The organism is uncultured Mobiluncus sp. (assembly GCF_963511525.1).
Lineage (GTDB): Bacteria > Actinomycetota > Actinomycetes > Actinomycetales > Actinomycetaceae > Mobiluncus.
The window spans coordinates 39,116-52,397 of the sequence record NZ_CAUPIY010000006.1 but is presented as its reverse complement, the minus strand read 5'-3'; the positions used below and the strand labels follow the sequence as shown (position 1 = coordinate 52,397).

Sequence of the window (13,282 nt, the reverse complement as noted above, 5' to 3'; positions counted from 1 at the left end):
AGAGGGGAGATATGCTTTACCCCCGGCGGAACCGGGGGTGACGTGCAGGTTTTAGCGGGGTTAATGTACTGCCCCGTGTCCGGCTGCAACCTGAGCCATATCTAAGTTCCGAACCTGGTGAAGCAGTTCGTCCAGCTGAGTGCCTTGGAGCAAACCGGCCTCACGGAACACCAGAACTGACTGGCGGAAAATCATCAGCGTCGGGATGGAGACAATGCCCGCCGCACTCACCAACGGCTTTTGTTCCTCGGTGTTGACGGTGCCAAAGAAAACGTCCTGGTTACGCAGGGAAGCTTGTTCAAAAACCGGAGTAAATAGGCGGCATGGACTGCACCACGGAGCCCAGAATTCGAGCACCACAATATCGTTCTCACTCATGGCCTGAGCCATGTTCTCTTGAGTGACAATATTTACTGCCATGAGTCGGTGCTCCTTCCTGCAATGAGTTTAGCACAGAGAGATAGGACTCTAAGTTTATTGTCTTCAAATATTTAACTTTATTCTAGAGGTCAGCGGCGACCAGTTCAGCCAGCTGCACCGCGTTGAGCGCCGCCCCTTTGCGCAGGTTATCGCCGCAGACCACCATGATTAAGCCCCGGTTATCCGCAACCGCCTGGTCTTGACGGATGCGACCTACCAGGGAGGGATCAATCCCGGCAGCATCGAGCGGGGTCGGCACATCTTGCAGCACCACTCCAGGGGCACCGTCTAATGCCTGTTTGGCCTGTTCAACAGTAATGGGGTGGGCAAATTCGGCGTGAATGGTGAGGGTGTGGGAGGTCAGCACCGGAACCCGCACACAAGTGCCCGACACCCGCAGGTCAGGGATGCCCAGAATGCGGCGCGATTCATTGCGCAGCTTTTGTTCCTCATCGGTTTCCAGACTCCCGTCGTCTACGTATTTACCAGCAAAAGGCACCACGTTAAAGCCGATGGGAGCCACGTAGGTTTCCGGGGCCGGCCAGGCAATGGCTTTGCCGTCGAGAACGAGTTTGTCCAGGTTGGAGACGTCCCCCACGGCTTTTACCATGCGTTCCAGTTCGCGCACGCCTTTCAGTCCCGATCCGGACACCGCCTGATAGCTCGAAATTGTCAACCGGGTCAACCCCGCCAGGTTGTGCAGTACTTTCAAAGGCGGCATGGCCGCCATGGTGGTGCAGTTCGGGTTGGCGATAATGCCCTTTGGCCGTTTTTTCAAGTCTTGGGGGTTGACCTCGCTGACGACCAAAGGGCATTCCGGGTCTTTGCGCCAGGCGCTGGAATTGTCAACCACGACAGCTCCTGCCTGAACAAATTTCGGAGCAAATTCGCGCGAGGCGGCGGCACCGGCACTAAAGATAGCGAGATCCACCCCGGAAAAGTCCGCTGTCGCGGTGTCCTCCACCACGACCTTCTGACCCCGAAAGTCAACCACAGTACCCGCCGATCGGGCTGAGGAAAAGAAACGAAAACGGGAGGCGGGGAAGTTTCGTTCCGTGAGTAAAGTCCGCATGACCCGACCCACCTGGCCGGTGGCGCCCACCACGGCTACGCAAAGATTATCCTGGCTCATCGTCCCGTACCTCCATAAACTACGGCTTCAACCTGTTCAGCATCGAGGTCGAACGCGCTGTGAACCACACGCACGGCTTCGTCCAGCTGATCCTCGCTGACCAGGACGCTCAAGCGGATTTCCGAAGTGGAAATCATGTCAATGTTGATTCCCGCCTTGGAAAGAGTTCCAAAAAGTTTTGCAGAAACACCCGGATTGGTTCGCATTCCGGCGCCCACGAGCGACAACTTTCCAACGTTGCCGGTGTGGACGACCTTTAGAAAACCTCCTTCCGCCTTCGCACCTTCTAGCGCCTTTACTGTGTCCGCAGCATCGGCGTGGGGCAGAGTGATTGTCAAGTCGGTAGCGCCTGGCTGCACCGTCGACACGTTTTGCACAATCATGTCGATGTTGGCGCCGGCCCTCGCAATAATCTCAAAAATGTGGGCGGCTCGACCCGGTTCGTCGGGCACTCCCACCAAAGTAATCTTGTCCTCGCTGCGGTCGTGCGCGAGGCCGGAAATAATCGGTTCCTCCACGGGGGTCTCCTTCATGAGCTGGGCTTCAGGGTCAAATGTCAAAGCACTGTCGGGCACCAATCCCTTTAGCTCGGGATGAGCCGGGCCATCGGAAATCCAGGTGCCTAATTTGTCCGAAAAGGAAGAACGCACGTGGAGAGGCACGTGGTAGCGCCGCGCAAACTCAACAGCCCGAAGATGCAGGATTTTTGCGCCGTGGGCAGCCATTTCCAAGGTTTCTTCGAAAGTTGTGGACGAAATTTGTTTTGCCTTAGAGACGATACGGGGGTCTGCCGTGAACATACCGTCCACATCGGTATAGATTTCACACACATCGGCGTGAAGGGAAGCCGCTAACGCCACCGCGGTGGTGTCTGAACCGCCACGGCCCAGTGTAGTCACGTCTTTACGTTCGTTCACGCCCTGGAATCCCGCCACAATCGCGATGTTGCCATCATGAATAGAGCGGGCTACCCGTTCTGGAACAATCGAAACGATATGTGCCTTGCCATAGTGATTGTCGGTCAGTACCCCGGCTTGCTGGCCTGTATAGGATATGGCGGTTTCACCGAGTTCGTTCACGGCCATCGCCAACAGAGACATCGAAATCCGTTCCCCGGCAGACAGCAGCATATCCATTTCCCGCTGAGGGGCTTTCTGCGTGACGGAACCGGCCAAATCCAGCAGGTCGTCGGTGGTGTCTCCCATCGCGGAAACCACTACCACAACTTTGTGACCTGCTCGTTTGGTGGCAACAATACGCTTAGCGACACGCTTCATGGCCGCTGCGTCCGATACAGACGAGCCGCCGTACTTTTGCACAACCAGCGCCATGAAAACCTCCCTTAAGCCGACACGCGGCAGTGAGGGCCGCGGCACCTTTACTGCTGACGTCTTGATTATAGCGATTATGCCCGAAACTCGTGAATTCGCCGCCGGGAGGCGAATCGGGTTTTCCCGACAAGCGGTTTGGAGCGGGTGGTTTTGCGGCGGGAGATTGTGGGTGGGCAGTTTTTGGGCAGACAGCTTGAGCGAATCGAGGGTTCTATAGGCGGCGCCGGCCTTCCAGGGCGCGCCCCAGTGTCACTTCGTCAGCATATTCCAGGTCGCCTCCGACCGGCAGGCCGGAGGCCAAGCGCGAGGCTGGGATTCCGATGGTAGCGAGCATTCGCGCCAGGTAAGCCGCGGTTGCTTCGCCTTCCGTATTGGGGTCGGTGGCGATAATGACTTCCTTGATGGCGGAATCCTGCAGGCGCGTCATCAGCCCGGCAATCCGCAGCTGATCGGGACCGACCCCGTTGATGGGATCCAAGGCGCCGCCCAGAACGTGATAAAGCCCGCGATACATCCGGGTACGTTCCAGAGAAACAATGTCGGTGGCTTGTTCCACCACGCAGATAAGCGACTGATCCCGGCGGGAATCCTGGCAAATCGCGCATACCGGGTGTTCGGTGATATTGCCGCAAACCTCGCAAAAGTGGACCTTTTCCTTAACGCTGGTCAGCGCCTCGGTGAGTCTCTTAATGTCGGCCTCATCCGCACTGAGTACCCAAAATGCGATACGTTGGGCGGATTTTGGCCCCACTCCGGGCATTTTCCCCAGCGCGTCGATGAGGTCTTGCAGAGCATCGGTGAAAATTTGGCTCATCACCGACCTGCCTTTGCCAACGGGGAACCGGGCGGGGTTTTCGGATCAATGATAGTTCCACCCAACATGGCTTGCGCGGTCTGGATTCCCGCTTTCATTTCCCCAGAAACTTGCGGGTCAGGCTGTTTACGTGGTTCACCAGATTGGTTCGAGTCACGAGGTGTGGTCGCGGTTGCAGGTGTGGGTTCCTCCGGGGGAACCGCAGGGGTGGGTGCCTCCGGTGCGGAGGCGGGCGGTTCTGGCTCAGCAACTGGCACAGGTGCGGGCTCAGCGAGCTGACTTTGAGCAGGCGGTTCGGGCCAGTCCTGCGGTACCTCTGGTTCAAAATTGGCCGGATCAGGCGGCTCTGGCTCAGAAACGGGCGGCTCCGGTGTGGGGGCGGACGGCTCCGGTTCAGCAACACGCGACTCCGGGGTGGGGACGGACTCAGCAGCGGGCGCCCCGAAACCAGCCACCACTCCGCGCACTTCCACGTTGAGGCCGGTAAATCCCTGAATGACCCCGGCCAGGGCGGAAGTGTGGCGTTCCCCGAAGGCCCGCACCAATCCGGGGTTCGGGAAAGCGATTTCCACCGTAGAGCCGCGCATTCCTTGCAGCTGGCCATGGGATTCCAACAGGTTCCCGGTCGCGGCGTGATTTTGCTTTAAACGAGCCATAATTTTGCCCCAGTTGGAGCGGATTTTTTCATAGTCTCCGTCTGTACCAGTGCCGGACTGGGCCGGCTGTGCGTCCTGGGCAGGGGCAGAAGTCGCGGTGGGAGCGAGGGCCGGGACAGGAGCGGGTTGGTCTGCCGGGGTATCGCGTCGAGTAGGTTTTTGGCCAGGCTGAGCGCTTGGGACTGGATTATCTGGCTGATTCGTACCGCCGGTGTTACCACCGGGAATGTCCCACGGGGTGGGCTTGAACTCCCATTTCTCCTCTCGGGTTGCCACAGTTGGCTCGGGCTGGGAAACGGTGTCCTTTCCGCGCTGTGGTGCGGAAACCGGCGCTGATTGAGACGCAGATGCGCCTGACCTCGCGGCCGGACCAGCCGAGCCCACAACGGCGCTGGTGGAAGTCCCTTGTGAAGGAGTCTCAGTGGGCGCGGGCGCCACCAGAGGAACAGGACCACCACTGTCCCGGGAGCCCGACCCGGTAGCTTTCGTCGCCGCCGGTGGGGTCGACCCCGAACCCTCCGTGGAGGTTGCCAACAGCAGTTTCGCCACCAACAGCTCCAAGGCCAGACGCGGGGAAGTGGCCCCCACCATCTCGGTTAGCCCCTCATCAACAAGTTCGGCACAGCGCGTCAGGGTGCGCGGGCTGAGAGCCGCCACTTGGGGACGCATCGCCGCCAGTTCGGCCTCGGGCAAATCCCCCAACACGGCCCCGGCTCCCGCCCCAGCGAGCTTCATCACCACCAGGTCACGCAAATATTGCAGCAGGTCCTCAACAAAACGCCGTGGTTCATGCCCAGTTTGAATCATCCGATCCACCACCGTGTAGGCCTCAGCACCGGAGCCGGACACCAAAGCGTCCACCATCCCGCTCAACAGAGCGGAATCGGTGTAGCCCAGCAGGGAAACGGCTCGGTCATAGTGCAACTTCGGCTCGGCCTCGCCGGCAATAAGCTGATCGAGGATGGACAAAGAATCGCGCACGGACCCGCCTCCGGCCCGCACCACCAGCCCCAGCACCCCGTCCTCGGCCGTGACGCCCTCAGAACGGCACAAATCCGCCATATAGTCGCGCAATACCTCCGGAGCAACCAGCCGGAACGGATAGTGATGGGTGCGGGAGCGAATCGTGGAAATGACCTTTTCTGGGTTCGTGGTAGCGAAAATGAACTTAATATGTTCCGGAGGCTCCTCTACCAGCTTTAACAGGGCGTTGAAGCCTTCCTTAGACACGTTGTGTGCCTCATCAATGATGAAAATCTTAAATCGGTCACGCGCCGGAGCATAGGCCGCCCGATCGCGCAGCTCCCGAGTGTCGTCCACCCCGCCGTGAGAGGCCGCGTCAATCTCGATGACGTCCAGGGAACCCGGCCCGCCCGTCGCCAAATCCCGACAGGAATCACAAGTCCCGCACGGGGTAGCGGTCGGTCCTTGGGCACAGTTCAGGCAGCGTGCCAAAATCCGAGCGCTGGTCGTTTTGCCGCAGCCCCGCGGCCCCGAAAACAGGTAAGCATGGTTGACCCGCCCGTTCGCTAAAGCCGCCTGCAGCGCCTTAGTTACGTGTTCTTGACCGATTACGTCCTCGAAAGTGTCGGGACGGTAGCGGCGATACAGGGCAGTCATCATGTCTCTACTCTACCTGAGCCCCGGTGGCGAAAATTTTTCAGTTCCGCACAGTTATTTCGGCCGAATCAAACCCAGCGCCAAACCCGCCCCCGCGATGCTGGCCAAAAGCGCCCCCCAGAGGAAATCCAAAGGAGTAAAACCGCCGGATTGAATCGCCAATATCAGAATGTAGGCCTGTAAAACAGCCCACGGAATAATCGTGGTAAATACCGCCACCACCACGAAAGGCCGCTCGGAATCCGGGTTCATCCGAGCCCGCAACAGATACAACGCGTACGCGCACACCACCAGACAGCGCAACAGATCCAAGGCTCCGTAGGCCACGGAATATCCACCCCACCCGGTCATCAACATTTCCGCCATGGCCGGGGATTTCATCACCAGGTAGGTTTGTGCACCCAGGGTGACCGCCCCCAGGAACAGCCCAATCAGGGCGTTGCGGGTGGGAAATTCGTTCGATACGGCGGTTTCTTCATAACTAATTTCCACGGTATGACCTCACCTTTTACCCTCTGAGACAGGTTCGACTGTACCAACCCCCGTCGCTTTCGCAGCTCCGCTAAGCGCCGCTTTGCCTTGTTCAGATTCAGGTTCTCCCGCAGGCTTTGCCGCAAAAATCACTCCCGGTTTCAATCCGAGTTCTGCAAAAGTTCCGGGTTGTGCCTCCAGTACGGAACTGGCTCGAAATCGTGGCCGACCAATGCGCCCGGGCGGATAGGTCACGATTTCTAAAATCCGGTTGTGTCGATCCATGTAAGCCACGTCAATCGTGAAACGCATGGCTATTGTGTGAATTCCATTGCATTTTGTGATCCACACAATCCCGGGAGTGCTGGCAGAGTACAGCAGCCCCTGGTTTCTGTCGCGACGATTCTTGGTTACATAGACAGGCACGAAACGCTCGGATTCCACCATAAAATCCGGTTTTTCGAGGTCGGCCCAAATGGGTCCCGGTCGGTTCACCATTTTGTTTCCTCGCTATCGTCTCTCCAAGTTACGCTGTCGGAGATTCTGTGGAAGAGCCGCTGGGTTGTTTGGTGTGACCAGACTGGTTCTTATGGGGTGTGGGCTTGTTAGAACCCTGAGGAGAGCCGGACGCCTCACCAGCCTGTTTCACCGGGACGTCGTTAATCCGGTAGCCGTACTTGACATGGTTGTATTCCTTGGAGGCGTCGATGGTAATGGTCTTGGTGTTAACCGGCGGATAGAGAACCGGAACAGTCCACTTTTCACCTGGTTTCAACAGCGGAATGGCGCCTAGGCTTCCGCCCGTCACCACCCCGTGTATATTTTTCCCGTTAACACCGATACGCGGATATTCCAACGGCACGGTACGCGCCGAACCTAGCAAAATATCAGGCCCGTAGAAAACAGAGCTGATATTGGTAGTCGTCTCTTCTGGACGATGAAAGCCGCCTAGGTTCAACTGCATGGAACCCACCTGGTCAACGGCTTTTACCGTAAAAGTCACCAGGGTGTAGTTCGGGTAGGCCACGGCCTCGGAGGTCGAGATTTGCACATACTGGGGCTTACTGGCATCACTGCGGCTGACATTGTAAAGCACTGCCTGGGGCCAATCAGATTCCTGTGCATACGGGGCGGGCATTGGTGCGCTGGCCGCCTGCAGTTCGAGGATTTCCTTTTTAACCGGGGTGTTTATGGAAACCTGCACCCGTCGGTTCTTTGCCCGCGAAGCATCGTCGGTGTTCGGCACGGCCGGTTGCGTCTCGCCTTTGCCCGAAGCACTAAAGGTGAACCCGGACAACTCCGATTTCCCTTCCAGCACGGCTTTTACTGCGTTCGCTCGATTTTCGCTCAACAACTGGTTACCCACGTTCGCATCCGGCACGTTATCGGTGTGACCCACGATAGTTACCTCACCCGGCTCGTGAGTCGCTAGTGTTTTCGCCAAGTCGCCCAAAGTCGCTGAAGCATCGGGCTTAATGTCCCATTTGCCGGAATCAAAGAATACGTCGGCGGCCAAAGTCACGTCCAGGCTCTTTGAACTCGAAGCCACGTCCATGCCTGGGACTATGGTGAAAGCCGAGTACTCCCCGTGGTTGTCTTTCGCGGCCTGGTCGGGCAGGCTATCCAAAGCTTTTTGCAACGACTTCGGGGCTTTGGTCGCATCTTGGACCGGAACATCGTAGGCGAAACCGATGAGGCCCAAATCCACCCCGACCGTGCCCGGATCATCACCGATGTCCCCGAAAGGTACCAGGACGCTTTCGGAAATTGGATCCCCCTCCTTGCCGCTGAAACTGCTGCTCCCCTTCTGGGTCCCATCCTGTTTGACGTAGGGAACGCGTTCTTCGTCGTCACGCCAGGGTTCAAAAACCTCGGTGTCCGTCAACAGATACATCCCCGAATATTCCTTTTGCGCGGGGTAATCCGGGGTGGTGAGAGCAGTACCGACATTGCCTCTCACCATGGCAGAGTTCACGTCATCGATGCCCACCGTAAGCGCCAGCGCCGAATTGCCGTTATCCAGCCGATACAGCGGGCCTACCTGAGCCCACATAGAACCGGCTTCGAAGTCTGCTTTCAGGTCGATGGCACCTGGCAGGCTCTGCGGCGCCGCTTTGCTCGACGAAACGTCCGGTTTGGCTGTTTTTGGCGCGTCTTTCCCTGCGTGCACACATCCCGTCAACGCCAGTGCCGCCACGAAGGTCGCCGCCACCAGCATCCACAAACCACGTTTCACCATGAATCGCCAGCTTTCCGTAGTAATCACACTCAATATTTGCAGATTAACAAGCTAGAGTAAAACCCCAGTTTTATCCCTGTTAAATTCAGGTAAAAGTATCCCCACCGATTGCCTCCAGAAACCCGGTTTTCCGCTGGGATTGCATTCCTTCCCCGGCAGTTAGACAGAAAGTCCCAGGAGCCAGACCGTCCAAGCCCCGACAATCATGTAGGGACCGTAGGCAATCATGGTGTCACGTTTGGCACGGCGGGTGACCAGCAATGCGATTGCCACGATTCCAGCGAGTATCCATCCCAGAATTACCCCATAGAATAACGCCGTCCAACTTTGCGATGCCAACATCATCCCCAACGGAAAAGCCAACTTAACATCCCCCAAACCGAGCCCGGTCTTGAGCAAGGTGAGGAGGAACATCACCGCGGAAAAGGCCAGAGCCCCCAGTAAAGCACGAATCCCCACGGCCACGCCGGAGTCGGGCACCGGGGATATCTCAGGGACGAGGTTCGCGGCGATGATGCCGGCAATCAGCGCAGCCAGCTCTGTGACAGTCACAAAACCCAAAATCTGATTAGGCAACAGATGCTTTTGCGCATCCGTAACGATTAAGGTGGGGGTTACCACAGCGAACACCAAAGCGACTACCACAGTGGGACCCGCCTCGTTGAAAAAACGTAGGGCAACGAGAGAGGCAAGGCCGGAAACTATGGCAGTGGAAACAACCAGGAAAACCGGCGAAGAAGGTCCGGCAGACTCATGAAAATAGTCGGGGAGTTTTCTGCGGAAGAATAACGCGACCGCGCCCCCCAAGATTGCCCCCAAGGGCAAGACAATCCACGACGATAAATCCAGGGTCATTGATTAACAAGTCTGGTGTGAATCGTTGTCTCTGGAGGGAACCCAGGGGGCGGGGGAGCTTTCGGATCCAAACCCGGGGGCATACTCATCCAGCACACACCCGACCAAAACAAACCGATTTGGCCACCACGCAGGCAAACTCCCTTGTCCTTAACCTTCAACACCGCATACGATTCAGCCCGCATTTTAACAGTGTCGGACTTTTCAATCGTGTCAAAGTTACGAACCTTCGCATAAGTCTTTGCCGGAGCCATAGTCAGATAAGACAACAACTCATTATTATTGGCTGCTGCAAAAGCATCTGCCGAAGCCGCAGAACCAACAGCAAAAGATGTCGCCGAATGCCCAGCGAAAGCCCAGAACGTCGCATTGGTGGGAGAAGCCAAATTCGCCTGATAAGAAACATTAATCGTATCCGCCCAATGACGCGCCCCACCCAGAGCCGCCGCATCCGCCGCAGTCGAGGAATTACGCTGGTCAGTTGTAGCCGACCCCAACATCAGGAAGACGATTGAGAAAGCCGCCAACGCCCCCAGAATAGCCACTGTCCCCAACAAGGAAACCGCACCGTCCTCGCTTTTCAGTCGTTTCAATATCCAATTCATGGACTTTCCTATCTAAAGAATCTTGATAGATTCAGCGACTTTATCCAGATTTGCCTGGTTCTGTTTTTCGAACATGGCAGCAATGGAAACCACCGTATTGTCGTCAATCTTGATAAACCAGGCACGGCTCGCTAAGTTTTGATCACTAATCGTGAAGTCCAAGGTGCGCACGTCATGTCCCTGCATTTTGATGTTTTCCACCCGACCTGGCTGTAGGTTGTACTCAAACCCGGTCGCTTGGGAAACGAAGGTACCTTCTGCCTGTGGAATTTCAGTTACGGTAGCGTCCTGATTACCGACCACGTAGTTATACAAGTTTTTTGAAGCGTGGATATTGCTCCAGTTAAAGAATTCACCATCCGTATTGTCATAATCCTTTGGATAGGCAAACTCAACTTTGCCAGCAACTGTGTCAGTCACCCAGCCGTCGGGTACTTTCGGCGCTGCCTCGCCGCCTCCGGCGCAACCAGTTAGAGAAACTGCACAGACCGCAAACATGGCCCAAATCGCTTTGTGTTTCATTTACAACCCTTTCTATCAACACGAACAAAACACCACTACTTATCCTACGGTTTAGGATTGTAAGTTTCTACATGCCTCTTTCCCGCCGAATCCGGCTCTGACAGGTAGTGGGTGGAGAGAGTTTTACGGTTATCAGTGGACCACTCGTTGTTGCTGTGTACCAGGATTAAGTCCATACCGGATTCACCTGAATTTTTATCTGTAGCGAAAGTCTGAGTGGTGGACACCCCATGCTGATATAGGGCTTTCGCGACCGGGTTATCCGCTCCCGGATCTGATTCATATATGCCCCCGTTGGCGATAATTTGAGCCGCGTGCACCGGGTTGGAACTGAGGGTATCACTGTTGATCTGCGCCTTCACTTTGGCACGTAACGCTGGATCTTTGATGTCTTTGAGTTTCAACGTTGTGGTGGTCGTCGCGGCAGAAGAGACGAAGTCGTGCTTACCACTTAGATTCGGGCCAAATTTAGACCTGCTGGGATCCGTTGCCCCTGACCGCTTGGACTTAACAGTGCCGGCAGTCATTGAGATACCAGCATTGGCATTCATGTCTCTAGTAGTGATGAGTTTGATGCCGAGAGGTTCTCCCTTTGCGTCACGTTCGGTGACGATTTGGAAAGCTCCTTTATATCCAGCACCGGCATAAAGAGAGGGAGACTTAAGGTCAAAAGTATTTTCGGTACCATTTTCCGTGCCCCACTTTGCCTTGGACTTGGTGCCCAGAGACGCCGCAGCCTTGGCGTCAAAAGTACCGCTCACGGTGTGTTTCTTGTTGCCAGTGACCGAGTCCTCAGCCCATTGCGCGTTTCCACTCAGGGAAACGGCTGCGCTGGCGTCAACCGAGGTAGCCGTGGAATTATCCCCTATTTTATTTCCAAACTTTGCTTTGCCGCTGGCAGATGCGTCAACTTGCCAATACTTCCAGTCCTCAGCGACAGTGAGCTGATTACCATTCTTGTCGGTGAGATGTTCTAATCCTTTGGCTTCGTGGGTGCGTTGCGCTTCATCAGCAATTTTCTTAAGCGCTTCAATACAGCCGCTTTGACCGGCTTGGCAGCGGTAAACCTGCGTTTCGCCCTTGGATCCGCCCAGTTCAGCATTCGCACTAAGTTCCGCCGTTACGCCATAACCCTTAGTGTCCAGATCTTTCCCGACAGAGCCGTTCAATGAGAGCCCATCACTATTCTCAACTACCAGTTCGTAACTACCATCGGAGTATTGTTTCAGCTGCATCTTTTGTTTTCCCTGGTAGTCACCCCCCACGTTAAAAATTTGTATAGGAAAGGAGCCGCCGATTTTGTTTACCGAATTCATCGAATTTTCAGCAGCCAGGACTTTGTCTGGGATTGCGGAATTAGCCGAAACGCTAGCGGAACATCCGGCGTTGCCGCCGCTGATTGCGCCGGAAATTTTGCACACCAAGGTGTCGCCCCACCCTTGTGCGGCCCCAATGATGACCGCAATCAGAATGCCCGCGGCCGCAATCATGCCCGCGTATTCCAAACTGGCCTGACCACGTTCAGAACTTTTCAGATACCTCAACCATTTGATCAACACGTTCCCACCCCATCGAAAAAATTTTTACCAACAAAAGTTGTGCCCCGCGCCCAGTGATACGGGCACGGGGCACAACCGCAACACAGGCTCGATTAGCCGCCAATCTTGGCAATAGCAGCGCTAATCTTGGCAACGAGTTCACTGCCCCAGCCGGATGCCGCAGCCACAATCGCGGCGATGATGATACCGGCCACAGCAATCATGCCGGCGTATTCGATAGAGTTCTGGCCTTCTTCGGTTTCGGTCAGCTTGGTCAACTTAACCTGAGCCGCAATCAAAGCGTTATCAATCTTGGATTGAATAGACATTTTGTTTCTCCTTTTGGTACTAGCGAGTCAACGGTCGTCAACTTCGTTTGCACTTTTATTCTGGCTACGAACCCGCCCCACCTTCTTGGGGCATTCGCCCCTAAAGCGCCCCAACTTCCAAACACGCCAAGTCCACAGAAAAAGCCCGGTCACGCCACACTATGGCGGCTTGATTACGATCATTGACCCCGATTTTTTTGTACGAGGCGTTCAAGTAGTTCTTTACCGTGCGTTCGGAAAGGAACAGTTCCTTAGCGATTTCTTTGTTGGACATTCCTTGGACCACAAAATCCAAAATCTCGGCTTCCCGTTGGCTGACTTCATCGCGGATATCGAAGTGTTCGCTCGCCGCTGCTTTTAGCCCGCGTCCAGCAGTTTTGCTCATCACCATGCCCCCGTTCAGGCAGGTTTTAATAACCCCCCCGATTTCTTCAGGAGTGATATCGCCCAGCACGAGGTAACCTGAAGCTCCCCCGCGCATGGCAGCTTGGATAATGGCGGGTTCTTCGGAATGGGTCACCATGATGATGGGCACTTCGGTGTCATTTTGTTCTAAAACCCCAAGCCCTGATAGTTTCGGCATCCGCACATCCAACAGTGCCAAATCCAGATTCTCACCGCGCAAAATTTCGAGAGCTTGTTCACCGTCTCCAGCTTCCAAAATCTCTATCTGCTGGCAGTATTGACGCAAAATCGAGATAATGCCAAACCGCATAATGGGGGCATCATCAGCTACTAGTACTTTCATGA

The 13,282-nt window shown here is 55.8% G+C and carries 14 protein-coding genes; all 14 read right to left on the bottom strand.

Going from position 1 to position 13,282, the window contains the following annotated elements; genetic code table 11:
* Positions 1–60: 60 nt before the first annotated feature.
* Complete coding sequence (locus RQ935_RS05850) at positions 61–420, bottom strand: thioredoxin domain-containing protein (RefSeq protein ID WP_311497565.1); 360 nt, start codon at positions 418–420, stop codon at positions 61–63.
* Between the two features lie 82 nt (positions 421–502).
* Positions 503–1,552, bottom strand: a complete 1,050-nt coding sequence (locus RQ935_RS05845; protein ID WP_311497564.1) for an aspartate-semialdehyde dehydrogenase — start codon at positions 1,550–1,552, stop codon at positions 503–505.
* The gene (locus RQ935_RS05840) at positions 1,549–2,883 is read right to left on the bottom strand and encodes an aspartate kinase (RefSeq protein ID WP_311497563.1); all 1,335 of its coding nucleotides are present in this window, start codon (positions 2,881–2,883) and stop codon (positions 1,549–1,551) included. Before RQ935_RS05840 ends, RQ935_RS05845 begins: the two co-directional genes overlap by 4 nt.
* A 211-nt stretch (positions 2,884–3,094) precedes the next feature.
* Positions 3,095–3,697, bottom strand: coding sequence for a recombination mediator RecR (recR, locus tag RQ935_RS05835; RefSeq protein ID WP_282922401.1), 603 nt, complete (start codon positions 3,695–3,697; stop codon positions 3,095–3,097).
* Positions 3,697–5,976 (bottom strand): DNA polymerase III subunit gamma and tau, encoded by a 2,280-nt coding sequence (locus RQ935_RS05830; protein WP_311497562.1) that lies wholly within the window; start codon positions 5,974–5,976, stop codon positions 3,697–3,699. Before RQ935_RS05830 ends, recR begins: the two co-directional genes overlap by 1 nt.
* 51 nt (positions 5,977–6,027) lie before the next feature.
* The gene (locus RQ935_RS05825) at positions 6,028–6,465 is read right to left on the bottom strand and encodes a hypothetical protein (protein WP_311497561.1); all 438 of its coding nucleotides are present in this window, start codon (positions 6,463–6,465) and stop codon (positions 6,028–6,030) included.
* 9 nt (positions 6,466–6,474) lie between these two features.
* Entirely contained in the window at positions 6,475–6,942 is a 468-nt protein-coding gene (locus RQ935_RS05820; RefSeq protein ID WP_311497560.1) for a DUF192 domain-containing protein, read from the bottom strand.
* 28 nt (positions 6,943–6,970) lie between these two features.
* Positions 6,971–8,710: an OmpA family protein gene (locus RQ935_RS05815; RefSeq protein WP_311497634.1), complete on the bottom strand. Its 1,740-nt coding sequence runs from the start codon at positions 8,708–8,710 to the stop codon at positions 6,971–6,973.
* A gap of 132 nt (positions 8,711–8,842) precedes the next feature.
* Entirely contained in the window at positions 8,843–9,538 is a 696-nt protein-coding gene (locus RQ935_RS05810; RefSeq protein ID WP_311497559.1) for a prepilin peptidase, read from the bottom strand.
* Positions 9,535–10,143: a hypothetical protein gene (locus tag RQ935_RS05805; RefSeq protein WP_311497558.1), complete on the bottom strand. Its 609-nt coding sequence runs from the start codon at positions 10,141–10,143 to the stop codon at positions 9,535–9,537. Before RQ935_RS05805 ends, RQ935_RS05810 begins: the two co-directional genes overlap by 4 nt.
* 12 nt (positions 10,144–10,155) lie before the next feature.
* Positions 10,156–10,665: a hypothetical protein gene (locus tag RQ935_RS05800; protein ID WP_299294965.1), complete on the bottom strand. Its 510-nt coding sequence runs from the start codon at positions 10,663–10,665 to the stop codon at positions 10,156–10,158.
* Between the two features lie 44 nt (positions 10,666–10,709).
* Complete coding sequence (locus tag RQ935_RS05795) at positions 10,710–12,224, bottom strand: hypothetical protein (protein ID WP_311497557.1); 1,515 nt, start codon at positions 12,222–12,224, stop codon at positions 10,710–10,712.
* 92 nt (positions 12,225–12,316) lie between these two features.
* Positions 12,317–12,532, bottom strand: coding sequence for a hypothetical protein (locus RQ935_RS05790; protein ID WP_282922410.1), 216 nt, complete (start codon positions 12,530–12,532; stop codon positions 12,317–12,319).
* 100 nt (positions 12,533–12,632) lie between these two features.
* A complete protein-coding gene (locus RQ935_RS05785) occupies positions 12,633–13,280 on the bottom strand; it encodes a response regulator transcription factor (RefSeq protein WP_311497556.1) in 648 nt (215 codons plus the stop codon).
* Positions 13,281–13,282: the final 2 nt, after the last annotated feature.

Excerpts from the sequence above, each read along its gene's own strand:
- RQ935_RS05850 (WP_311497565.1), bottom strand. The coding sequence starts at position 420 with ATGGCAGTAAATATTGTCACTCAAGAGAACATGGCTCAGGCCATGAGT.
- RQ935_RS05845 (WP_311497564.1), bottom strand. The coding sequence starts at position 1,552 with ATGAGCCAGGATAATCTTTGCGTAGCCGTGGTGGGCGCCACCGGCCAG.
- RQ935_RS05840 (WP_311497563.1), bottom strand. The coding sequence starts at position 2,883 with ATGGCGCTGGTTGTGCAAAAGTACGGCGGCTCGTCTGTATCGGACGCA.
- recR (WP_282922401.1), bottom strand. The coding sequence starts at position 3,697 with ATGAGCCAAATTTTCACCGATGCTCTGCAAGACCTCATCGACGCGCTG.
- RQ935_RS05830 (WP_311497562.1), bottom strand. The coding sequence starts at position 5,976 with ATGATGACTGCCCTGTATCGCCGCTACCGTCCCGACACTTTCGAGGAC.
- RQ935_RS05820 (WP_311497560.1), bottom strand. The coding sequence starts at position 6,942 with ATGGTGAACCGACCGGGACCCATTTGGGCCGACCTCGAAAAACCGGAT.
- RQ935_RS05810 (WP_311497559.1), bottom strand. The coding sequence starts at position 9,538 with ATGACCCTGGATTTATCGTCGTGGATTGTCTTGCCCTTGGGGGCAATC.
- RQ935_RS05805 (WP_311497558.1), bottom strand. The coding sequence starts at position 10,143 with ATGAATTGGATATTGAAACGACTGAAAAGCGAGGACGGTGCGGTTTCC.
- RQ935_RS05800 (WP_299294965.1), bottom strand. The coding sequence starts at position 10,665 with ATGAAACACAAAGCGATTTGGGCCATGTTTGCGGTCTGTGCAGTTTCT.
- RQ935_RS05790 (WP_282922410.1), bottom strand. The coding sequence starts at position 12,532 with ATGTCTATTCAATCCAAGATTGATAACGCTTTGATTGCGGCTCAGGTT.
- RQ935_RS05785 (WP_311497556.1), bottom strand. The coding sequence starts at position 13,280 with ATGAAAGTACTAGTAGCTGATGATGCCCCCATTATGCGGTTTGGCATT.